20 protein-coding genes are annotated in these 20,962 nt (G+C 74.4%); 8 read left to right on the forward strand and 12 right to left on the reverse strand.

Annotated elements, in window-relative coordinates; all coding sequences use genetic code 11:
- Nucleotides 1-161 precede the first annotated feature (161 nt).
- Both QOL16_RS14120 and QOL16_RS14125 read right to left on the reverse strand, forming a co-directional pair.
- Nucleotides 162-1,247 carry a YeiH family protein gene (locus QOL16_RS14120; protein ID WP_071283628.1) on the reverse strand — a complete coding sequence of 362 codons (1,086 nt, stop codon included), beginning with the start codon at nt 1,245-1,247 and terminating at the stop codon, nt 162-164.
- A gap of 65 nt (nt 1,248-1,312) precedes the next feature.
- The gene (locus QOL16_RS14125) at nt 1,313-1,933 is read right to left on the reverse strand and encodes an LppP/LprE family lipoprotein (RefSeq protein WP_071283630.1); all 621 of its coding nucleotides are present in this window, start codon (nt 1,931-1,933) and stop codon (nt 1,313-1,315) included.
- Nucleotides 1,934-2,122: 189 nt separating this feature from the next.
- Between QOL16_RS14125 and QOL16_RS14130 the strand changes: the two genes are divergently transcribed.
- Entirely contained in the window at nt 2,123-2,461 is a 339-nt protein-coding gene (locus QOL16_RS14130) for a hypothetical protein (protein WP_065964111.1), read from the forward strand.
- A 137-nt stretch (nt 2,462-2,598) separates the two neighbouring features.
- Here QOL16_RS14130 and QOL16_RS14135 read toward each other — a convergent pair whose 3' ends face one another.
- Together QOL16_RS14135 and QOL16_RS14140 are read right to left on the reverse strand one after the other, a co-directional pair.
- Nucleotides 2,599-3,441, reverse strand: a complete 843-nt coding sequence (locus QOL16_RS14135; RefSeq protein WP_065964109.1) for an ABC transporter permease subunit — start codon at nt 3,439-3,441, stop codon at nt 2,599-2,601.
- Nucleotides 3,438-4,358, reverse strand: coding sequence for an ABC transporter ATP-binding protein (locus QOL16_RS14140; protein ID WP_065964107.1), 921 nt, complete (start codon nt 4,356-4,358; stop codon nt 3,438-3,440). The genes QOL16_RS14135 and QOL16_RS14140 overlap by 4 nt, the downstream gene beginning before the upstream one ends.
- 251 nt (nt 4,359-4,609) lie before the next feature.
- Here QOL16_RS14140 and QOL16_RS14145 point away from each other — a divergent pair, with 251 nt between their 5' ends.
- Nucleotides 4,610-5,068, forward strand: a complete 459-nt coding sequence (locus QOL16_RS14145) for a DUF4383 domain-containing protein (RefSeq protein WP_065964103.1) — start codon at nt 4,610-4,612, stop codon at nt 5,066-5,068.
- A 193-nt stretch (nt 5,069-5,261) separates the two neighbouring features.
- On the opposite strand, the gene QOL16_RS14150 is transcribed toward QOL16_RS14145, so the two are convergent.
- The 3 genes from QOL16_RS14150 to QOL16_RS14160 are packed head-to-tail and all read right to left on the reverse strand — an operon-like array spanning nt 5,262 to nt 8,015.
- Nucleotides 5,262-6,203: a 3-oxoacyl-ACP synthase III family protein gene (locus QOL16_RS14150; protein ID WP_071283633.1), complete on the reverse strand. Its 942-nt coding sequence runs from the start codon at nt 6,201-6,203 to the stop codon at nt 5,262-5,264.
- Entirely contained in the window at nt 6,200-7,054 is an 855-nt protein-coding gene (locus tag QOL16_RS14155) for an MBL fold metallo-hydrolase (RefSeq protein WP_071283636.1), read from the reverse strand. The genes QOL16_RS14150 and QOL16_RS14155 overlap by 4 nt, the downstream gene beginning before the upstream one ends.
- Nucleotides 7,047-8,015 (reverse strand): NAD(P)-dependent oxidoreductase, encoded by a 969-nt coding sequence (locus QOL16_RS14160; RefSeq protein ID WP_071283639.1) that lies wholly within the window; start codon nt 8,013-8,015, stop codon nt 7,047-7,049. The genes QOL16_RS14155 and QOL16_RS14160 overlap by 8 nt, the downstream gene beginning before the upstream one ends.
- 69 nt (nt 8,016-8,084) lie before the next feature.
- Here QOL16_RS14160 and QOL16_RS14165 point away from each other — a divergent pair, with 69 nt between their 5' ends.
- Complete coding sequence (locus QOL16_RS14165) at nt 8,085-9,419, forward strand: glycosyltransferase (protein ID WP_071283642.1); 1,335 nt, start codon at nt 8,085-8,087, stop codon at nt 9,417-9,419.
- 182 nt (nt 9,420-9,601) lie between these two features.
- On the opposite strand, the gene QOL16_RS14170 is transcribed toward QOL16_RS14165, so the two are convergent.
- A complete protein-coding gene (locus QOL16_RS14170) occupies nt 9,602-10,969 on the reverse strand; it encodes an MFS transporter (protein ID WP_071283645.1) in 1,368 nt (455 codons plus the stop codon).
- A 188-nt stretch (nt 10,970-11,157) separates the two neighbouring features.
- Between QOL16_RS14170 and QOL16_RS14175 the strand changes: the two genes are divergently transcribed.
- Complete coding sequence (locus tag QOL16_RS14175) at nt 11,158-11,463, forward strand: putative quinol monooxygenase (RefSeq protein WP_065964093.1); 306 nt, start codon at nt 11,158-11,160, stop codon at nt 11,461-11,463.
- A gap of 62 nt (nt 11,464-11,525) precedes the next feature.
- Here QOL16_RS14175 and QOL16_RS14180 read toward each other — a convergent pair whose 3' ends face one another.
- Nucleotides 11,526-13,034: a CitMHS family transporter gene (locus QOL16_RS14180; protein WP_065964088.1), complete on the reverse strand. Its 1,509-nt coding sequence runs from the start codon at nt 13,032-13,034 to the stop codon at nt 11,526-11,528.
- 154 nt (nt 13,035-13,188) lie between these two features.
- On the opposite strand from QOL16_RS14180, the gene QOL16_RS14185 reads away from it, so the two are divergent.
- Nucleotides 13,189-14,952, forward strand: coding sequence for an ATP-binding protein (locus QOL16_RS14185; RefSeq protein ID WP_071283654.1), 1,764 nt, complete (start codon nt 13,189-13,191; stop codon nt 14,950-14,952).
- Nucleotides 14,949-15,605 (forward strand): response regulator, encoded by a 657-nt coding sequence (locus tag QOL16_RS14190; RefSeq protein WP_065964086.1) that lies wholly within the window; start codon nt 14,949-14,951, stop codon nt 15,603-15,605. Before QOL16_RS14185 ends, QOL16_RS14190 begins: the two co-directional genes overlap by 4 nt.
- 102 nt (nt 15,606-15,707) lie before the next feature.
- On the opposite strand, the gene QOL16_RS14195 is transcribed toward QOL16_RS14190, so the two are convergent.
- Together QOL16_RS14195 and QOL16_RS14200 are read right to left on the reverse strand one after the other, a co-directional pair.
- Nucleotides 15,708-16,949, reverse strand: a complete 1,242-nt coding sequence (locus QOL16_RS14195; RefSeq protein ID WP_071283657.1) for an endo-1,4-beta-xylanase — start codon at nt 16,947-16,949, stop codon at nt 15,708-15,710.
- A gap of 87 nt (nt 16,950-17,036) precedes the next feature.
- On the reverse strand, nt 17,037-17,246 hold the full coding sequence (locus tag QOL16_RS14200; RefSeq protein ID WP_071283660.1) for a hypothetical protein: 210 nt from the start codon (nt 17,244-17,246) through the stop codon (nt 17,037-17,039).
- A gap of 109 nt (nt 17,247-17,355) precedes the next feature.
- Between QOL16_RS14200 and QOL16_RS14205 the strand changes: the two genes are divergently transcribed.
- Entirely contained in the window at nt 17,356-19,521 is a 2,166-nt protein-coding gene (locus QOL16_RS14205) for a glycosyltransferase family 39 protein (RefSeq protein WP_071283663.1), read from the forward strand.
- Between the two features lie 15 nt (nt 19,522-19,536).
- Here QOL16_RS14205 and QOL16_RS14210 read toward each other — a convergent pair whose 3' ends face one another.
- A complete protein-coding gene (locus QOL16_RS14210; protein WP_065965070.1) occupies nt 19,537-20,226 on the reverse strand; it encodes a TetR/AcrR family transcriptional regulator in 690 nt (229 codons plus the stop codon).
- 61 nt (nt 20,227-20,287) lie between these two features.
- Between QOL16_RS14210 and QOL16_RS14215 the strand changes: the two genes are divergently transcribed.
- Complete coding sequence (locus tag QOL16_RS14215) at nt 20,288-20,941, forward strand: NAD(P)-dependent oxidoreductase (protein WP_071247002.1); 654 nt, start codon at nt 20,288-20,290, stop codon at nt 20,939-20,941.
- The last annotated feature ends 21 nt before the right edge of the window (nt 20,942-20,962 follow it).

Genomic DNA, 20,962 nt, shown 5'->3' on the forward strand with positions numbered 1-20,962 from the left:
TGCGGGCGGGCACCGCGCCTCCCGTCCGCCGTGTGGGCGCGTACCGCCGCCCTCGATGGAGCAGACGACGTCGGGTCAGGGCCCGCCACCCGACGGTTCCTGCTCCATCCGCAGGGGCGGGGCGCCGGGCGCGCGGCGCCCGCGCCGCCGCCGCGCCCGGGTCAGAGCTGGCCGAGTGCGGCCTGCACGCCCAGGCTCGTGCCCGCGACGAGGACCCAGAGCACGACCCCGAGCAGCATCGGGCGGAACCCGGCCCGTCGCAGCGCGCCGAAGTCCGTCGAGAGCCCGATCGCGGCGAGCGCCACCGTCACCAGGAACGTCGCCACGGCCGCGAACCCCGGCGCCGCCTCGGCCGGCAGGACCCCGACGGTCCGCAGCAGCACGACCACGAGGAAGCCGACCAGGAACCACGGCACCAGCCGGAGCACGCGGACGCCCCCGGCGCGACGCTCCCCCGTGTCGGGCGTGGGCTGCGTGCGGGCGGTGCGGCGGGCCTCCAGTCCGGCGAGCCCGACGACGATCGGGATGATCACGAGCGTCCGCACCAGCTTGACGACGACCGCGGTGTCGGTCGCCTGGCGGCCGTACACCGTGGCGGTGGCGACGACCGACGAGGTGTCGTTCACGGCGGTCCCCGCGAAGACGCCGAACGCGTGCTGGGAGAGCCCGAGCGCGTGGCCGACGACCGGGAAGACGAACACCGCGGCGATGTTGCAGAGGAAGATCGTCGACATCGCGTAGGCGACCTCGGCGCTCGCCGCACCGATCACGGGGGTGACGGCCGCGATCGCCGAGGCCCCGCAGATCCCGGTGCCGACGCCGATCAGCGTGCGGAGCGCGCCCGACACCCGGAGCAGCCGGCCGATCCCCCACGCGGCGACGAGGCAGACGACGAGCGTCGTCAGCATCACGGGCAGGGTCTCTCCGCCGATGCGCAGGACCTCGCCGATCGACAGCTGCGCGCCGAGCAGCACGACGGCGGCCTGCAGGACACGGCTCGAGGCGAACTTCACGCCGGGCTGCAGGATGCCCAGGTCGCCCGCGGCACGGGCTGTCGCACCGTCGCGCCCGTCCTCGTGGGCACGACGGCGGACGAGCCACCCGACCAGGGCGCCGAGCACGACCGCGGGCACCGGACCGCCCACGACGGGCACGGCACGGCCGACCAGGCTCGCGACGATCCCGATCACGAGCGCGAGGGTGATCCCGGGCAGGGCGGCGGCGACGGCCGGGCGGGACAGGGGCATGCGGACCAGCTTCCCACCGCTGCGCCGCCCGCCGGGGAGCGGCCGCCTGAGACGTGGTCCAGGTGCTACGGCGTCGGCGGCACCTCGCCCGTCATCCGGACGCGGCCGGCGGCGTCGTCCCACGTGTAGGTCGCGGTGGCCCGGCCGGTCGGGTCGGCGTTGCTGTCCTGCGGGCCGGCGTACCGGTACTCGACGCGCAGGGCCGCGTCGGAGGTGCGGGTCACGGTCGGGTCGAACGGGTACTGCAGCTTCGTGGCGGTGCCGAGGTACGTGCCGTCGTGGAACAGCAGGATCGCGACGGGCGAGCTCCCGGTGGCGTCGGCGACCGTGACCGTCACCGCGGACAGCGCCGCGCAGCCGTCGTACTGCGCGGTGTCGGCGGTCGCGGGGTCCCACCGCGCCGACTCGAGGCCGGCCGGCAGGGGCAGCTCGGCGATCGCCCGGGCGGCGGCCGTGGCCCCGTCGGACGGTCCGCAGGACGGCGTCGCGCTCGACGTCGCGGCCGGTGCGGCGGCGGGTGTACTCGGCGCGGGGCTCGCGGTGACGGTCCGGGTCGTCGTGGCGGTCGGCGTCGCCGCGGGCCCGCCGGAGCACCCGGCGAGCGTGGCCACGGCCGCCGCCGCGAGCAGGACCCCGCCGACGGTCCGGGCCGGACGAGTGGTGCTGGTGAGGCTGGAGTGACGCATGTCCCCACACTGCTCCTCGGGTGCGGCGGACGTTCCGGTCCACGGGCCGCGCTGCCCGGCTGAGCAGGACACCACGGGCACACCGGGGCGTACCATCCTGGTCGGGAGCAACGGCGGTCCCGTGACATCCCCCGCCGTCACCCACCCAGTGGCGCCGGGTCGAGCAGACCGACCGACCAAGAGCATGCCGTGACCGAACACCTCATCGAGTACGTCGCCCGTGACCGTACGGGCATCACCGCCGTCGTGACCACGACCGGCGTCGTCGACGTCGACACCGTCATCGACCACATCCACGCCGGGCACGCCGGGTACTACGTCGCTGCCGACTCGTGGAAGCGCACCCCGGTGCGGAGCATGTCCTTCATCGGCGGCTCGTACCTGTTCGCGAACTGGGACGGGTCGAAGCGGAACATGCTGCACGACCTGGCGTTCCGGATGCCCACGCGCAGCGTGCAGGTCGTGCCGCAGCAGCGGACGGGCCCGGTGCAGCGGCTCCTGCAGGCGCTCTTCGGCCACCGCGGCTGACGCGCGCGTCGCGTTGGCCGTCGCATCCGTCGCGTCCGGCGGGGGGCACGGACGCAACGGGAGGCGCGGTACCAGCTGGCACCGCGCCTCCCGTTGCGTCCTGCGGTCACCGCACCGGGCCGCGGGTCGCGTCCGTCCTAGACGTCGCGCGTCTTCGCGGCCGTGACCGCGAACGCGGCGACCGCCGCGACCCACGCGGCGAGGACGCCGAAGGCGGCCCAACCGCTCAGCACGATCGTCCCGGACGCGTCGTCGACCTGCGGCACCGAGTAGGTGTAGAGCCGCATGCCGGCCGCGTCGGGCAGGAACGCCGCGGTGTCGAGCAGCCACTGTGCGCCGAGCAGGTTGCCCATGAGCTGCAGGATGATCGGGACCACGAGCAGGAGCCCGAGCGTGATCGCGATGCCACCGGCGCTCGAGCGGACGAGCAGCCCGACGGCGAACGCCAGCAGCGCGATCATCGTGACGTCGACCGAGGCCCCGAGGATCGGCAGGAACACCGACGGGTCGGCGAGGTCGGCCTCGACGCCCTTCGCTGCCTGGAGCGGCACCGCGATCGCGACGCCGATCCACGTCGACACCGCGCTGACCAGGAAGGTGGCGACGGCGAGCACCACGGCCTTGGCGCCCAGGGCACCGAGACGACCGGGGTCCGCCGTGAACGTCGACCGGATCTGCCCGGTCGTGTACTCGCCGGTGATGATGAGGACGCCGAGCACCGCGACGACGAGCACGGTGAAGCCGACGCTGAGCGTGGCGATGTTCACGACCTGCCGGTTCGCCGCGTCCTGGAGGACCTTCCCGGGCTCGGGGTCGACGAGCGCGCCGAGCAGGGCGGCCATCCCCACGGTGAGCACGACCAGGATCGCGAAGCACCAGAGCGTGGAGCGGACGCTGCGGAACTTGATCCATTCGCTGCGGACCAGTCGGGGGAACCCGAGGCCGATGCGGGCGCGGGAGTCGAGCGCGGTGGCGGTCATCGGGTGGCCTCCGCCCGGTACTCGACGTCGTCCTTGGTGAGGGCCATGTACGCCTCCTCGAGGCTCGCACCCATCGGGGTGAGTTCGTGGAGCACCGCGCCGGTCTGCGCGGCGAGGGTGCCGATCTGCTGCGCGTCGGGGCCGACGACCTCGAACGCGCCGTCCTCGCGCGGGGTGATCGACGAGGCCGCCGAGCCGAGCGCGGTGAACAGCTGGTCGGGGTGCGGCGTCCGGACGAGCGTCCGCTTGCCACCGCCCCCGGAGCCACCGGAGACGAACTCGTCGATCGGGGCGTCGGCGAGGACCCGCCCGCGGCCGAGCACGACGACGCGGTCGGCGGTCTGCGCCATCTCGCTCATGAGGTGGCTGGACAGGAACACCGTCCGGCCGTCGGCGGCGAGTCGGCGGGCGAGCTGTCGCACCCACACGACACCGTCCGGGTCGAGGCCGTTGACGGGCTCGTCGAGGATGAGGGTCTTCGGGTCGCCGATGAGCGCCGCCGCGATGCCGAGGCGCTGCCCCATGCCGAGCGAGAACCCGCCGACGCGCTTCTTGGCGACCGACTCGAGGCCGGTGAGCTCGATCACCTCGTGCACGCGGGCCTTCGGGATGCCGTGCGTCGCCGCGAGCCCGAGCAGGTGGTTGTAGGCGCTCCGCCCGGAGTGCACCGCCTTCGCCTCGAGCAGGGCCCCGACCTGCCGGAGCGGGTCGCGGAACGACGTGTACGGCTGCCCGTTCACCGTCGCCCGCCCCGACGTGGGCCGGTCGAGTCCCATGATCATGCGCATGGTGGTCGACTTGCCCGCGCCGTTCGGCCCGAGGAAGCCGGTCACGCTGCCCGGCCGCACGACGAACGAGACGTCGTCGACGGCGAGCTTGGAGCCGTACCGCTTGGAAAGATGCTCGATCTCGATCACGGTCTCGACGCTATTGCCGTGCCCGGGGTCGGCGCGTCCCCCGGAGGGTGGACCCCCGGCGTCATCCCCCGGGAGGACACCGTGCCGTGATCCGTCGTCACCGCGACGGACCAGGACGCCAGGACGCACATGGAGGACCGCTGGAGATCCACCCCAAACCGACCCGGGGAGTGCTCCGAACAACCTGCACGACGACGGCGCTGCCTCAGCGCAGCGCCGGGACCACGTCACCGCACTCGGAAGGACCGACCATGACCAGCAACGCAGCAACGCGCACCACCGGCTACGGCTCGACGCTGACGCAGAAGGGCGCCCTCGTCTTCGGAGTCGTCTTCCTCATCGTCGGCATCGCCGGCTTCATCCCGGGCCTCACGATGGACATGGGCTCGATGTCGATGGCGGGCCACGGCTCGATGGCACTCCTCCTGGGCCTGTTCCAGGTGTCGGTGCTCCACAACATCGTGCACCTGCTGTTCGGCGTCGTCGGGCTCCTCGCGGCCCGCACCGCGACGGGCGCACGGCTCTACCTGCTCGTCGGCGGGATCGTCTACCTCGTGCTCTTCGTCTACGGCCTCTTCACCGCCGGCATGATGGGCGGCGCGAACTTCGTGCCGCTGAACAGCGCCGACAACGTGCTGCACGCCGTGCTCGCCGTCGCGATGATCGTGCTCGGCCTGCTCCTGCCCCGCGCCGGTCGCACCGCGCGCTGACCTCGTCGGGGCCGTCCGGTGCTGGACGGCCCCGACCTCGAGCGGTGACCTGGGGATCAGGGGTCATCGGACGCCCCCGTCGCGATCGCGGCGGGGGCGTCGTCGTGCGTGCGTGCGTGCGGGCAGCGTGCGTCGTCGCTCACGACCACGGTGCCGACGCCGGCGCAGGTCGGAGCCGAAGTGCGCCGGCGCGTCAGAGCCGCAGTGCCAGCGCGTTCGCGGTGAGGCCCGCCGCGGTGCCGCAGAGCAGGACGGTGTCGCCAGGCCCGAGCCGCCCGTCGTCCAGGCACCGGGCGAGCGTGTACGGCACCGACGACGACACCATGTTCCCGTACTCGGCGACCGCGTCGACGTACTTGCCCGGCGGGATGCCGATCCGGCGCATCGCGATGCCGAGCGCCCCGCTGGCCTGGTGCGGCACGACGAGGTCGACGTCGTCGAGTGTCAGCCCGCTCCGTGCGAAGAACCGCTCGAAGAACCCCGGCAGCACGCCGAGCATCCCCATCAGGGCACGCCGCCCGTCCATGTCGAACAGGTAGTCGGCCGGGTCCCCGGCGGCGTACGCCTGCGCCGGGAAGCGGGACAGGCCGCCACGCAGCTCGGTGTCGTGCGCGTGCGCGGGCCAGGTCTGCTGCAGCGCGGACAGGACGCCCTGCCCGCCGTCGCCCCGGGTGAGCACGACCGCGGCCCCGGCGTCCGAGAACAGCTCGGCCGACTCGCGCTGCGCCGGGTCGAGGAACCGGGAACCGACGTCACCGGACACGACGAGCACGCGCTCGTGGTCGCCGTCCTCCAGGTAGCGGGAGGCCACGTCGAGCGCCGTGATGAAGCTCGTGCACGTCGACCCGACGTCGAGCGCTGCGGCACGGGCACCCGGCGCGACGCGCTCCATGACGAGTGCGGCCGTGCACGGGATCGGCTGCACCCCGGCGGCACAGGCCGCGATGACGAGGTCGAGGTCGTCGGCGTCGATCCCGGCCGACACGATCGCCCGGGACGCGGCCTCGGCGAGCATGTCGAGGTGCGACACGTCGTCGGCGATCCGGTACCGCGTCACGGTCCGCACCCCGCTGCCGAACGTGACGGCGCGCTCCGGCAGGGACGTGCCCCACCCGGTGATCCTGCAGTGCTTCATGGTCCCCCTCGGTCGTGCGCGACGAGCAGGTCGACCCCCGCCGGGTGCTCGTCGTGGCTGAACAGCAGTCTGGTACCCGCGCGCTCCAGGTCGAGCAGTCGCCGGGCGGTGTCGCGCTGGGCGTCGGCGTCGTGCGCGACCGCGCGGGGCAGGGCGCGGAGTGCCCTCTCTCGCCCGAGCAGGTCGCGCGACCACGCGGCGTCCCCGGCGAGCAGCACCCGGTCGGCGACGAGGGCGCCGAGCTGGCCGTCGGCGTGGCCGGGCAGGCGGACGAGCCGGTACACGCCGTCGCCGAACGGGTCCGCGACCGCGAGGCCGGCGGGTCCGGGGCGGAACGCGGCGTCCGGTACGACGTCGAGACGGTCGGTCAGGTCCGCCGGCAGCAGGCCGCGCAGCACCCCGTCCCGCAGGCGCGGGTGCGCGATCCGCCGCCGGACGCCCTCGCTCACCAGGACCCGGGCGTGCGGGACGGCCGCGAGCCCGCCGACGTGGTCGGGGTGCAGGTGGGACAGCACGACGTGGGTCACGGCCGCGGTGTCGACGACGTCGGCCAGGGTCGCACCGGGCGGGACCACCGGGGGCAGCAGGCGACGGTACAGCCGACCCGCGACGCCGGTCGCCCAGGGCAGCGGCGCGTACCCGGTGTCGAACAGGACCCGTCGCCCGCCGCCGCTCCACAGGAACACCCCGGCGGGGAACACCCGGCGCTCCCGCGGGGCACCGCGGAGCAGCTGGTGGACGTCGTGCGTCGTGTGCCCACAGGCGAAGGCGTGCAGCGTGCCGATCCCGCCCGCGCCGCCCCCGTCGCCCGCGCCGACTCCGCCGGCCGGCGCCGCGTCGTGCTCAACCACGCAGCACCGACGCGTAGCTCGCGAGCGCGTCGTCGAGGGACACCAGCGGCTCGTACCCGAGCACCCGCCGGGCACGGGAGACGTCGAGCGTCTGCGAGTGGGTGATCGTCGAGACGGTGTACCGCGTGACGGGCGGCTCGGGGTGGCCGGGCAGCACCGCGCACACGGCCTCGAGCACCCCGGCGACGCCGTACACCAGGCGCGCGGGCAGGTGTCGGTGCCGCAGCGGGAGCCCGAGTCCGGTGAGCAGCTGGTCGAGCAGCTCGACGAACGGCCTCGGGTCGTCGTTCGTCACGTTGAACGCGAGCCCGGCGGCACCGGGGACCTCGGCCGCGAGCCGGACCGCGTGTGCGACGTTCTCGACCGCCGTCAGGTCGACCAGGCCCCGCCCGCCGTCGAGCACCGGCACGCCGACGCGCGCGTGCACCCGGAGCAACCGTGGCACCAGGCCGGTGTCGCCCGCCCCGACGACCCCGCGCGGCCGGAGCACGACGACCTCGGGGTTCCGCGGGTCCGCCGCCGCGGCACGCAGGAGCGACTCGGCCTGGGCCTTCGAGCGGATGTAGTGGTTCATCGGCCGGCTCGGGTCGACCTGGTCCTCGCGGATGTCGAGCCGGTCGCGGGGTGCGGCGTAGATCCCGGGCGAGGAGACGTGCACGAGCCGCCGGGCCCCCACGCGCCGCGCGTACTCGAGTACCTTCCGCGTCCCGGTGACGTTCGCGTGCTCGAACTCCGCCCACTGGCCCCACGGTGAGGACAGTGCGGCGCAGTGCACCACGACGTCGGCGGGGACGTCGGCGTGCGCGAGGTCGTCGAGGTCCCCGACGTGCACGGCACCGGCGGGCAGCGCCTCGGCACGACGCCCGGACGCGGTCACCCGGTACCCGTGCTCGCGCAGCGTCCGAACGACGTGCCCGCCGACGAACCCGCTCGCACCGGTCACCAGTGCCCGCTCCCCCATGTCGACCGATCCTAGGCGTACCCCCGTCCACGCCCGGGTGGCGGACCGGGCTCCCCCTAGGCTCGGGGCGTGCGGATCGCCCTCGTCACCGACTACTACCTGCCGACGCTCGGCGGGGTGCAGACCGCCGTGCGCTCCCTGGCCGAGGCACTGACCACCGCGGGCCACGAGGTCACGGTGTTCTGCCCGGACGACCCGGCGGGCCCCTGGCACGACCCCGCCCGGCACGACCCCGCCGCGCACGACCCAGCCGGGCACGACTCCGCGGCCGGGCACGACACAGCCGCCGACGGCAGCCCCGCGGCCGCGCACGACCCCGCCACCGCGCCGGGCCCCACCGTCGTCGGCCTCCCCGTCGCCCGCGCCTTCCGCCCCGACGGCTACCCCTTCGCCTGGTCCCCCCGGCGCGTCCGGGCCGTGCTCCGTCGCGCCTTCGCCGCCCGGGGCGTCGAGGTCGTGCACACCCACTCGGAGATGTTCGCCGCGCTCGGCGGGATCCGCGCCGCGCAGGACCTCGGGCTCCCCGTCGTCCACACCATGCACGGTCGGATCGACGTCTACACCCGGAACGTGCTCCCGCTGCCCGCGCTCACGACCGTGCTCCTCGCCCGGTTGCACGCCGCCCAGGTCGACCACCGCGGCATCCGGGTCGGCGCGGACACCCCGTACACCCGCACGCGGACCGCCCGGCGGATGTGGCGGGTCATGCTCGCGCAGTCCCGGGCGAGCGACCACGTGCTCGTCCCCTCGCGGCACTTCGCCGACAAGCTCGTCGACCGGGGCGTCCGCACGCCGGTGTCGGTCCTGACGAACGGCATCGAGCCCGCGGTGCTCGACGCCCTCGGTCCCGCCCGCGAGCGGACCAGGCAGCCCGACGAGCCCCTCCGCGTGCTCTGGGTGGGCCGGCTGTCGCCGGAGAAGCGCCCGGAGGTCCTCGTCGCGGCAGCGCGCTCGTTCCCGCCGGGGACCGTCGTCGACGTGCTCGGCGACGGGGTCTCGCGCGCGGCGGTGGCCCGGGCGGCGGCGGGTGGACCGGTGACGCTGCACGGCTCGACGCCGCACCCGCGGGTCCTCGAGATGATGCGGCGGGCGCACGTGCTCGTGTCGAGCTCGTCCGGCTTCGACAACCAGCCGATGGTGATGCTCGAGGCCGTCGCGACCGGCCTGCCGGTCGTGCACTGCGACCCCGACCTCGCCGAGGTCGTGCCCGACGGCGGCGGCTTCACGACGCCGACGCCGGACGCCGCGGGGATCGTCGCGACGATCCGGCACCTGCACGACGACCCGGCGGCGCTCACGGCCGCGAGCCGCGCGCTCGTCGCGGCGCGCGGCCGCGTCGAGCAGCGCGTCGACGAGCTGGTCGACGTCTACGCGAGCGTCCTGCGTCCGTCCCGCACCTCCTGACGTACGGGAGGCGCCGTACCCGGCCCGCCACGCGCCTCCCGGCCGCACCGCGCGCCGGACCGGAGGCGCCGTACCCGGCCCGCCACGCGCCTCCCGGCCGCACCGCACGACGGACGGGAGGCACGGTGCCGTCCCGCACCGTGCCTCCCGTCCGTCCGCCGCTCACGCCGAGCGGCGCGCGGTCACCGGACCTTCTTGATGGGCAGGATCACGAGTGCCCCGAGGAGCACCGCGACGCCCGCACCCCAGAGCATGAGCGTGTAGTTCTGCCCGCCGCCGGTGCCGAGCAGGAACAGGCCGACGGCCGGGGCGAGCGACTGCGGCAGCGCGTTCGCGATGTTGATCACGCCGAGGTCCTTGCCGGGGCGCTCCGGGTCGGGCAGCACGTCGACCACGAGCGCGGTGTCGATCGCGGCGTAGATGCCGAAGGCGAAGCCGAGCACGACCTCGGCGAAGTAGAACCCGCCGACCGAGTCGACGTGCGCCAGGATCACGAGGCCGACCGCGGTGAGGGCGGTCGATCCCCAGACGAAGACCTTGCGGCGGCGGATGCGGTCGGACACCCATCCGGAGACCGCGGCGCTGACGAGCAGGGCGACCGTGTAGAGCAGGACGCCGAACGCGACCGTCGCGGTGGCCTGGGCCACGTCCTCGATGCCGATCTGGTCCTTGATGTAGAGCAGGCGGTAGGTCGTGAACATGAACGTGCCGAAGGTGATCAGGAAGCGCCCCCACCAGGCGAGCCCGAAGTCCGGGTGCTTGATCGGGTTCGTCCAGAACGACGCGACGAGGGTCAGCCAGCTGAAGGGCTTGGTGGTCGTCGGGAGCTCGTCGCGGGCCACGACGCAGTAGACCAGGATCACGACGACGGCCAGGACGCCCGGTGCGATGAAGAGCACCGGCAGGTTGCCGACCAGGTACACGGCGAGGTAGAGCCCGGCCAGGATCGCGATGTTCTGCGCGAGGGCGATGACGCTCGACGCCTTGCCGCGCTGGAACTCGGGCACGTTGTCGGCGAAGCTCGCGGTCAGGGTGGCGAGGACCGCGTTCGCGGAGACCTGGGCGAGGACCCACGCGAGGGTGAGCTGCAGCACGTCCGGCGAGAACGCCAGCCACGCGAGCGCGGCGACGAAGACGACGACGCCGATGACCATCCAGGGCCGGCGACGACCCCAGCGGGTGCGGGTGCGGTCGGAGAGTGCGCCGGCGAGCGGGTTCGCGAGCAGGGCGCCGAGGGCACCGAACGGCAGGACCGAGCCGACGATCGTCTCGGGGCTGTCCGGGTTGAGCACCGTCGCCTTGATCGACATGCTCACGAAGACCGGGGTGAGCAGCGCGGCGAACAGACCGAACTGGGCGAGGCTGAGCGCCCAGAGGTACTTCGGGCCGACGCGGACCGTGCTGACGGACTGCGTGAGGCCCTCGACCGAGAACGCTCGCGATGCCGCTGCGGGGTCGGAGCTCGTCGCCCCGGCGGCTGCGGTGACCGGCGGGTTCGCGGTACCGGCGAGACCGGTCTGCGGTTCTTCCTTCGACGTCGGTGTCGACATGACTCCTCCTCGAGCCATCGGGGGCCTGGGGCCTCTCGAATACCTAGTGCTACTAGGTGGAGTGACCGTAGCACCGAAAACCTTGCAGCGGAAGGGTTCCGTCCGGCCACCTCGGAACACCACGAGGGAGGCCGCGGTTGGCTCGACGGGTGGCCGACGCGCGGCCGCCACTGACGAAAGGTGCACCCGTGACCCAGACGGTCTTCCTCGAGGTCCGGTTCCGCGACGACGTCGGCCAGGACGCGATCGACGCCGCGGTCCGCGAGACCCTCGCCCAGACGGCGGGCTTCGCCGGCAACGAGTCGCTCGAGGTGCTCTTCGACGACGCCGACCCGACCCGTGCGGTCGTGCTCGAGCGCTGGACGACCGCGGCCGACCACGACGCCTACGTCGCGTGGCGTGCGACCCCGGAGGGCGCTCCGGAGGCCCTCGGCGCCGTGCTCGCCGGACCGCCCGTCACCCGGACGTTCGGCCGCACGCTCGACCTGGCCTGACCCCGTCACGACGACGCCCCGCACACCAGCGTGTGCGGGGCGTCGTCGTGCCGGCGGCGGGCTCAGCCGAACGGGACGACCCGCACGACCACCGCCACGACGAGCATCGCGACCGACACCACCGCCGCGCGCCACAGCACCTTCCGGTGGTGGTCGCCGAGGTTGACGTTCGCGAGCGACACGAGCAGCAGGATCGCCGGCACGAGCGGGCTCTGCATGTGCACGGGCTGTCCCACCACCGAGGCCCGCGCCATCTCGGCGGGCGTGATCCCGAACGCGGCGGCGCTCTCGGACAGCACCGGCAGGATCCCGAAGTAGAACGCGTCGTTGCTCATGAAGAACGTGAGCGGCATGCTCAACACCCCGGTGATGCCCGCGAGGTACGGCCCCATCGAGTCGGGGATCACCGCGACCAGCCAGTCCGCCATCGCCGCGACCATCCCGGTGCCGTCGAGCACGCCGATGAGCACCCCGGCGGCGAACACCATCGACACGACGCCGACGATGCTCGGCGCGTGCGCCACGATCTGCGCGGTCTGCTGCTTGAGCTGCGGGAAGTTCACGAGCAGGGCGATCGCCGTGCCGACCATGAACACGTACGCCAGCGGCAGCAGCCCGGTCACGAGGGCGACCATCACCACGACGGTCAGCGCGAGGTTCACCCAGATGCGCCCCGGGCGGAGCGTGGGGCGGTCCGGGTCGAGCATGGTGGCCGCGAGCGACGAGCCACCACCGGCGGCCTGGTCGACGCCGGTCGCGTCGTCGTCGATCCCGTCGACGCCCTCGCCGTCCGCCCGCCGCCCGTCGGCCTTGCCGCCGCGCAGGCCGAGCGCGACCGTGGGGCTCGTGAACATGCCCCCGCCGGTGCCACCGACGGCCGCGAGCACGCGGGACCCGGCACCCGCGGGTGTCCGTTCGGCACGGCGCTCGGTGCGGAGCGACTCGGTGAACTCGATCAGCCCGAGCCGCTTGCGCTCACGGAGCCCCATCGTCCACGCGAAGACGAAGCACAGCACGAGCCCGACGACGAGCGACGGGATGAGCGGCACGAAGATCTCCGACGGCTCGATCTTCAACGCCGCGGCCGCACGGGCGGTCGGCCCGCCCCACGGCACGATGTTCAGCGTGCCGTTCGTCAGGCCGGCGACGCAGGTCAGCACGACCGGGCTCATCCCGAGCTTGAGGTAGATCGGCAGCATCGCCGCGGTCACCACGATGAAGGTCGTCGACCCGTCGCCGTCGAGCGACACCGCGCCGGCGAGCAACGCGGTCCCGAGCACGATCTTCGCCGGGTCGTTGCCGGTGACCTTGAGGATGAACCGCACGAGCGGGTCGAACAGGCCGACGTCGATCATGAGCCCGAAGTACATGATCGCGAACATGAGCAGCGCCGCGGTCGGGGCGAGCGTGCCGATCGCCTTCATCACCATGTCGCCGAGGCCCAGCCCGGCCCCGGCGAACAGTCCGAAGACGGTCGGCACGATGATCAGGGCGAGCATCGGCGACATGCGCTTCGTCATGATGAGCACCATGAACGCCGCGATCATCGCGTAGCCGAGGATGACGAGCATCTGGACTCCTTCGTCCGTGTCGAGCAGTTGGGGCAACCTACGACCCGGCCTGGAGGCGCGGCGCGCTTCTGCGCGTTGGCCCACCATCGCGCGTTGACCGCGTTCTGCGCGTTCTGCGCACGCGGGTCGGCGCGCGCTCCGTACGCTGTGGTCCGTGACCGACGACCGCTCACGGCGCCGCCCCCGGCTCCGCTTCGCCACCCAGGTGCTGGTGCTGCAGCTGGTCGTGGTCGTCGCGGTCGTCCTGCTCACGAGCGCCGTCTTCGTCCGCGTCGAGGTCGCCCGCCTCGAACGGGCTGCAGAGGGCACCGCACTCGCGATCGCGCAGAGCGTCGCCGCCCAGGACGACGTGCGCACCGCGGTGGCCCGGCTCAGCGTCGACGGCACGGCCCTCGACCGCACGGCGCTCGCGGACGGACCGGTGCAGCAGGCGGCCCTCGCCGCGCAGCGACGGACCGGTGCGCTCTTCGTCGTGGTGACCGACGACCGGGGCGTCCGGCTGGCGCACCCCGACCCGGACCGCATCGGCGAGATGGTGAGCACCTCCCCCGACGCGGCGCTGCGAGGCCGGGAGACCCTGTCGTGGGCGCGCGGCACCCTCGGGGAGTCGGCGCGCGCGAAGGTCCCCGTCTACGCGCCCGGAGCGGACGCGACCCGAGCGGACGCGACCCGCGCCGACGGGGACCGGGCCGACGGGGCGGACCCGAGCCGCGCCTCCCGGCCGGGCGCCGGGGTCGTCGGCGAGGTGAGCGTCGGCTTCACGCGCGACCGGGTCTACGACACCCTCGTCGAGGACAGCGTGCCGGTCGTCGGCGCCGCCGTCGCGGCGGTGCTGCTCGGGCTCGTCGCCTCGCTGCTGCTGCGTCGACGGCTCGTCCGACTGACGCTCGGCGTGCAGCCGGAGGAGCTCGTGACGCTCGTGCAGAACCAGCAGGCCGTGCTCGGCGGGGTCGACGAGGGCGTGCTCGCGACCCGGCCGGACGGCACCGTGACCGTCTGCAACCCCGAGGCCGCGCGCCTGCTCGCACTGGCGGACCCGGTCGGTCGGCCGGTGCGGGAGCTCGCGCTGCCCGTCGGCCTCGCGGCCGCGCTCGACCCCGGGGCCTCGGTCCCGTCGAGCACGACCGTCGTCGCCGGCACCCGCGTGCTGCTCGTCGACGTCCGCTCGGTCACCCGCGACGGGGTCGACCTCGGCCGCGTCGCCGTGCTGCGGGACCGCACCGACGTCGAGGCGCTGTCCCGGCGGCTCGACGCGGTCGGCTCGCTCACCGAGGCCCTGCGCGCGCAGCGGCACGAGTTCGCGAACCGCCTGCACGCGATCGCCGGACTGCTCGACCTCGGCGAGACCGGCCGTGCCCGCTCGTACCTCGCCGACGTGCAGGAGCGCGGGCCGCTGCGCTACCCGGTGCAGCACGCCGACCGGCTGACCGAGCCGTACCTGCAGGCGTTCCTCGGCGCGAAGGGCGTCGAGGCGGCCGAGCGCGGGGTGCTCCTGCGGATCGGCGCCGAGACGCTCGTGCAGGGCACCGTCACCGACCCGGGCGACTGCACGAGCGTGCTCGGCAACCTCGTGGACAACGCCGTGACCGCGGCACTGCAGGGCGACGACCCGACGCCGTGGGTCGAGGTCGAGGTGCTCGACGACGGCGCGGTGCTGCACCTGTCGGTGATGGACTCCGGTCAGGGGGTCGCCGACGGGGTGGACCCGTTCGCGCGGCGGTCCCCCGTCGTCGACGCGGCAGCGACCGGCGACCAGGGCGGTCCCGACCCGGACCGGGCGCACGGGTGGGGCATCGGGCTCCCCCTGTCGCGGGAGGTCGCCCGCCGGCGCGGCGGGGACGTGTGGCTCGCCTCGGCGGGCGGGGACGACCACGGCGCGGTGTTCTGCGCCCGACTCGAAGGGGTGGTGCGACCGTGACCGACGACGCGACCGTGCTCGTGGTGGACGACGACTTCCACGTCGCCGAGCTGCACCGACGCCAGGTCGACCAGGTCCCGGGCTTCCGGGCGCTCGACCCGGTCGGGACGATCGCCGCCGCGCGGTCGGTCCTCGCGAGCACCCCGGTCGACCTCGTGCTCGTCGACGTCTACCTGCCCGACGGCAGCGGGATCGACCTGCTCCGGGCGGTCGACACGGACGCCTTCGTGCTCAGCGCCGCCTCGGACGCCGGGACCGTGCGCCGGGCGATGCGGCACGGGGCCCTCGCGTACCTCATCAAGCCGTTCGGGTCGGGCGTGCTCGCCGAGCGGCTCCGGGCGTACGCGCGCTCCCGGAACGTGCTCGACGAGCGGGCCACCCTCGACCAGGAGGCCGTCGAGCGGGCGTTCCGGATCCTGCACGCCGGGGACGGCGGCGGGGCGTCCCCCTCCCGTGCGGCGACCGCGGCGCTCGTGCTCGAGCATCTCTCCGCCGAGGTCGAGCGGTCGGCCGCCGAGGTCGCCGGCGCGATCGGGGTGTCCCGGGCGACGGCGCAGCGGTACCTGGCGCAGCTCACCGCGGACGGGACGGTGACGATGCAGCTGCGGTACGGGGCGGCTGGGCGGCCGGAGCACCGGTACACGCGGCGGTGAGCCGGTTCCGCGGCCACCGGACCGGTGACGCCGCCCGGGTGACCGGCTGCCGGACGGGAGGCGCGTGGCGGGCCCGCACCGCGCCTCCCGTCCGACACCGGGTCACGCCGTGACCGCGACCTCCGTCGCCTGCCGCCCGATCGCGAAGTCCGTCGCCGTGCCGCGCACGGCCGCGCGGTAGCCACCCCGGAACCCGTGCACCCGCACCTGCCCGCGCTCGTCGGTGCGCAGCACCGTCGGCCCCGTCCACCACTCGTCCTTGACGAGCCGGCGCAACGCCTCGTACGACGGCTTCGGCGTCCCGTCCGCGTGCACGAGCCCGATCGGCGCACCGAGCCAGGCGCCCGCGTCGGTGATGCCCCAGTAGGTGACCGCCTCGACGGCCGGGTGCCCGACCAGGCTGCGGTAGTGCCGTTCGACCTCGTCGGCCTGACGGGCCTCGCCCTCGGGCGTGGACGGCCACGAGTCGACCTGGTGGTCGTTGAGGTCGACGACGTCGGCGGGCATGAGGTCGCCCGAGACGAGCGAGGTCTCGGTCAGGTGCAGCGGCAGGCCGTACCGGGCGAAGCGGTCGACCATCGCGAGCATCGCCTCCTCGCCCCGGTAGCCCTGGTGCATGTGGGTCTGCAGGCCGATCGCGTCGATCTGCACCCCGGCCTCGAGGACCCCCTCGATGAGGCACTCGTACGCGCTCGACAGGTCGAAGTCGTTGAGCAGCAGGGTGGCGTGCGGGTTCGTGGCACGGGCCTCCTCGAACGCCATCCGGATCGTCGGGATGCGGCCCTTCGCCCGGGCGAGCGGCGTGATCGCGTTGTCGCCGTTGGCGAAGACCGGCATGATGACGACCTCGTTGATCGCGTCCCACGTGTCGACCAGGCCGGCGAAGTCCCCGACCTCACGGCGGATGCGCTCCCGTTGCAGCCGTTCGACCTCATCGAGCGGCAGCCCGAGGAGCCAGTCGGGCTGCACGGTGTGCCAGACGAGCGGGTGGCCCTTCAGGGCGACGCCGCGGTCCCGGAACCAGCGTGCCGTCGCCTGCAGGCGGACCGTGTCGGGTGCGCCGCGCTCGGGTTCGAAGCGGCCCCAGTAGAACGGCAGGGTCGCCGTCGTGAACACGTCGGTGTACAGGTCGGCGAGCCGTTCCAGCCGGTCCCGCTCGTCGCCGTCGACCTCGTCGTTCGCGAGTCCGACGAAGTCGAAGCCGATGTTGCCGAACCCGAACGCGTGCCCGGTCTGCTCGACGGTCACGTCGACGTCCGGCACCGGAGCGCCGTCGCGGTCGACGACGGTCAGGGTCGCCGTGCCGGTGCGGTGCGCGACCGCCTGCTGCTGTGCTCCGTGCATGTCCGCGGCTCCTCCGCCGTCACCCTCCCGGACACCGTCGTCCCGGATTTGTTGCGTTGCCGAACATAGCAACCGTGCGCGGCGCTGTCAGGAGGGCGAGGTGCCGTCTGTCCGCCCGACGATGCGCTCGCCCGTCTCCGGGTCCCAGCCGACGGTGCGGGGCGGCTGCTCCCGGGGACGTCGCGGGAGCGGTGGGAACCACGGACGGGCGGCGGGGAGGAAGCTCAGCACGACGGCGACGAGCACGAACCACCAGGTGGCGGCCGCGACGGCGACGACGGCCGGTCGGACCGGCACGACCGCGACAGGTCGGCCACGACATCCTGGTACCGCTCCTGAACGAACCGGAGTCCCGGGACCCGGTCTCCCGAGGCTCGTTCATCGACTGCGGCGCGATCTTCAGCGCATGGACCCGAACGACCCGAACCGGGGGACCCCGACCCCCACCCCCGCCCGCCCCGTCCGCTGGTGGCACCAGACCCGGGGGCAGCGCGCCACCCTCGCCGTGATCGTCGTGCTCGGCGCCGTCCTGACGAGCTGGAACCTCGCCCGCGGCGGCGACTCCGCGTTCTACGCCGCCGCCGCCCGCTCGATGTCCGAGTCCCTGCCGGCGTTCCTGTCCGGCTCGTTCGACCCCGACGCGACCGTCACCCTCGACAAGCTCGCCGGGTTCGCGGTGCCGCAGGCGATCAGCATCCACCTGTTCGGCATGTCCACCGCTTCCCTCGCGCTCCCCCAGGTCCTCGAGGGCGCCGTCACGACCCTCGCCGTGTCGCTCGTCGTGCTGCGCTGGCTCGGGGCCCGGGCCGGTCTGGTCGCCGCCGCACTCGCCGCGGGGACCCCGATCTTCGTCTCGATGTTCGGTCACCCGATGGAGGACGGCCTGCTCACGATGGCGCTCGCCGTCGCGCTGGTGTGGTGGCAGCGGGCCGCGCTGACCCGCACGTGGTGGCCGCTGCTGCTCGCCGGCCTGTTCGTCGGCGTCGGGTTCCAGGCGAAGATGCTGCAGGCCTGGCTGGTGCTGCCGGCCCTGGTGCTCGCGACGGTGGTCGCCACCGCCGGACCGGGCCCCCGGTGGCGCCGTGCCGCGGGACACGTGGCCGCGCTGGTCGGCGCCGCGGTCGTCGCGAGCCTCGCCTGGCCGGTCGCGCTCGCACTGCTCCCGGCGGGCGACCACCCCTACTTCGACGGGTCGACCGACGACAGCGTGTTCGCGATGGTGTTCGGCTACAACGGCGTCGACCGCTTCATGCCCGGGCTGTGGCCCGGCGCCGTCGGCACGCTGGGCGCGGCCGTCGGGCACGCCGGCACGCACGTCGCGGACGCGTGGCGCGCCGCGACCGCCGGTCGCGGCGACGGCCACTCGCTCCTGCAGCTCTTCTCGCCGCGCTACGCGTCGCAGGTCGGCTGGTCGTGGCCCGCGGCGCTCACCGGGGTCGGCATCGGCGCGGTCCGGTGGTGGCGACGGTCCGCCGGCCGGGAGGCGCGCCTCCCCGCCGCCACGCTCGTCGCGCTGGTCGTGTGGCTCGGGACCGCGGTCGTGGTGCTGTCCGTCCTGCGGCTCCCGCACACCGCGTACGTCGCGGGTGCCGGGGTGCAGCTCGCGGCGCTCGGCGCGCTCGGCTGGTGGGGCGCCGCAGGGTTCGTCGACGCGGCGGACCGCCGGCTGCGGCTCGTGCCCGTCGGGCTGCTCGTGGTCCAGGGCGCGTGGTGGGCGTGGCTGGCCCGCGCCGCGTCCGAGCCGGCACTGCTCGGCACGGTCGCCGTCGGGGTGACCGTCGCGGCGCTCGTCGCGCTCGTCGTGCGGTGGCGGCGCGCGGGAGCCACGGCCGGTGGCGGCCTGCGTGGCGACGCGGACGGTCGGGGTGCCACGGGCAGTCCGGGCGTCACGGGCGGTCGGGGTGCCACGGGTGGTCGCCGGCTCGCCGCGGGGCTGCTCGCCGCCGCGGTCGTGCTCGGACCGGCGTGCTTCTCGCTGCAGGCGCTCGACGCCGCGCGGGACGGCAGCGGCGGCGACGCCTCGGTCGGCCTCGCGCAGGGCGCCTTCGCCCGCGGCGGTGCCGTCCCGGAGCGGGCGCTCGCGCTCGGCCGAACGGGCGCCCCGACCCGCGGGACCAGCACGGCCGACGCGTTCCACGTCTCGGCGCCCGACGTCGTCGGCGGGCACACCCGGTTGCCGGCCGACGAGGCGGCGCTCGTCGCGGAGGCCCGACGCGCGGGTGGCGGACGGGACGGCGGCCCGCTCTTCCTCACCGACTCGTGGCGGATCGCGGCCGACGTCATCGGGGACACCGGTGCCGAGGTCCTGACCGACGGCGGCTTCTCCGGACAGGTGCCGGTGTTCACCACGGCGCAGGTCGAGTCGCTCGTGCGCTCCGGGCAGGAGCGGCTGTTCGTCGTGTCCTCGACCGCTCGGTCCTCCGACCCCGTGCGGCAGGCCACCGACGACCTCGGGTGCACGGTCCTGCACCGGTGGGGTCCGGCGTCCGCCTCGGCCGTGCCGAGCACCGGTCGTGGCCAGCAGTGGGGCGGTGCCGGCGGGGCGTCCTTCGCCCTCGAGCGGTGCTCCTGACCGGGTCGGTGACCGTCAGTCGGCGGAGACGGCGCGTCGCGCCAGGTCCGAACCGAGCATCGTCTCCGCCGCGGCGTCCACGAGCTCGTCGCCCTGGGTCCGCCCGATCCGTCGCGACACGACGAGCGTGGCGATGCCCTGCATGGTCGCCGCGAAGAGCATCTTGAAGGTCTCGCGGGCGCCGTCGTCACGGGGGTCGCCGTCGCGCGGATCGCCCTCGTGGTCGCCGTCGTCGTGTCCGCCGCCGTCCGGGGCGCCCTCGTCCTGGTCGGCCGGCGTGCCGGCGCGCGCCGGTCCCATCGCGCTGTCGAGCAGGGTGAACAGGGTGCCCGCGGCCGCCTGGACCTCGGCGGCCGCGGCCCCGACGGCCTTCCCCTCGAACATGAGCTCCATGAGCGCGGCGTCCTCGACCGCGAAGTCGACGTAGGCGTGCGCCACTCGGCGGAAGCGGTCACGCAGGCCGTCCGACCCGGCGATCGCCTGCTGCACGCGGTCGTGCAGGCGCTCGAACCCCAGCACGGCGAGCGCGTCGAGCAGCGCCCGGCGGTCGACGAAGTGGCTCCGCGGGGCACCGTGGCTCACACCGGCGCGGCGGGCGAGCTCGCGGAGCGACAGCCCTTCGACGCCGGACTCCCGCAGGGCGGCCACCGCTTCGTCGAGCAGGACGGCGCGGAGGTTGCCGTGGTGGAAGGGCCGGTCGGTCACGCCTCGAGGATACTCCGAACTAGACGTTGCCCAGATTCTAGACAGCGCCTACATTGAGCACGTGACCTCCTTCCAGAACCTCCTCGTCCTCGGTGCGACCGGACAGACCGGCCAGCACTTCACCCGGCTCGCCCTCGACGCCGGCCACCGGGTCCGGGCCCTCGCCCGCACCCCCGACAAGCTCCGTGTGCAGCACGACCGACTCGAGGTCGTCCAGGGGTCGATCACGGACCGGCTCGACCTCGACGGGCTCCTCGACGGCGTCGACGCCGTCGTCGCGATGATCGGCGACCGGCAGGCGCAGGAGCACCGCCTCGTGAACACCGAGTTCGTCCGCGAGCTCGTCCCGGCGATGCGGCGGCAGGGCGTGCACCGGTTCGTGTACCAGGCGGGTGGCCTCAGCGGCGCCCCCGGCCGACCGCTCGCGCTGCCCCTCCGGATCGTGCGCGCCACCGTCGCGCGCGCCTACCTCGGGCAGCACCGCGACAACGAGGCGGTCATGCGGTACCTCGACACCGAGGCGCGGGACCTGCAGTGGAGCGTGCACCGCGCGGGCATCGGGTCGGACGGCCCGTCGAAGGGGACCCTGCAGCGCTCGCGCCACTGGATCAGCATCGGGACGTTCGTCGACTGCGCGGAGTACACCCTGCGCATGCTCGACGACCCGTCCTCGGTCCACACGAGCGACGGCAGCGCCTACCGCCGCGCGCGGTGACCCGGGCGTCCGTGCACCAGG

Origin of the sequence: Curtobacterium sp. MCBA15_004, from assembly GCF_001865055.2 — a bacterium.
Lineage (GTDB): Bacteria > Actinomycetota > Actinomycetes > Actinomycetales > Microbacteriaceae > Curtobacterium.

Excerpts from the sequence above, each read along its gene's own strand:
- QOL16_RS14120 (WP_071283628.1), bottom strand. The coding sequence starts at position 1,247 with ATGCCCCTGTCCCGCCCGGCCGTCGCCGCCGCCCTGCCCGGGATCACC.
- QOL16_RS14125 (WP_071283630.1), bottom strand. The coding sequence starts at position 1,933 with ATGCGTCACTCCAGCCTCACCAGCACCACTCGTCCGGCCCGGACCGTC.
- QOL16_RS14135 (WP_065964109.1), bottom strand. The coding sequence starts at position 3,441 with ATGACCGCCACCGCGCTCGACTCCCGCGCCCGCATCGGCCTCGGGTTC.
- QOL16_RS14145 (WP_065964103.1), top strand. The coding sequence starts at position 4,610 with ATGACCAGCAACGCAGCAACGCGCACCACCGGCTACGGCTCGACGCTG.
- QOL16_RS14150 (WP_071283633.1), bottom strand. The coding sequence starts at position 6,203 with ATGAAGCACTGCAGGATCACCGGGTGGGGCACGTCCCTGCCGGAGCGC.
- QOL16_RS14160 (WP_071283639.1), bottom strand. The coding sequence starts at position 8,015 with ATGGGGGAGCGGGCACTGGTGACCGGTGCGAGCGGGTTCGTCGGCGGG.
- QOL16_RS14170 (WP_071283645.1), bottom strand. The coding sequence starts at position 10,969 with ATGTCGACACCGACGTCGAAGGAAGAACCGCAGACCGGTCTCGCCGGT.
- QOL16_RS14180 (WP_065964088.1), bottom strand. The coding sequence starts at position 13,034 with ATGCTCGTCATCCTCGGCTACGCGATGATCGCGGCGTTCATGGTGCTC.
- QOL16_RS14195 (WP_071283657.1), bottom strand. The coding sequence starts at position 16,949 with ATGCACGGAGCACAGCAGCAGGCGGTCGCGCACCGCACCGGCACGGCG.
- QOL16_RS14205 (WP_071283663.1), top strand. The coding sequence starts at position 17,356 with ATGGACCCGAACGACCCGAACCGGGGGACCCCGACCCCCACCCCCGCC.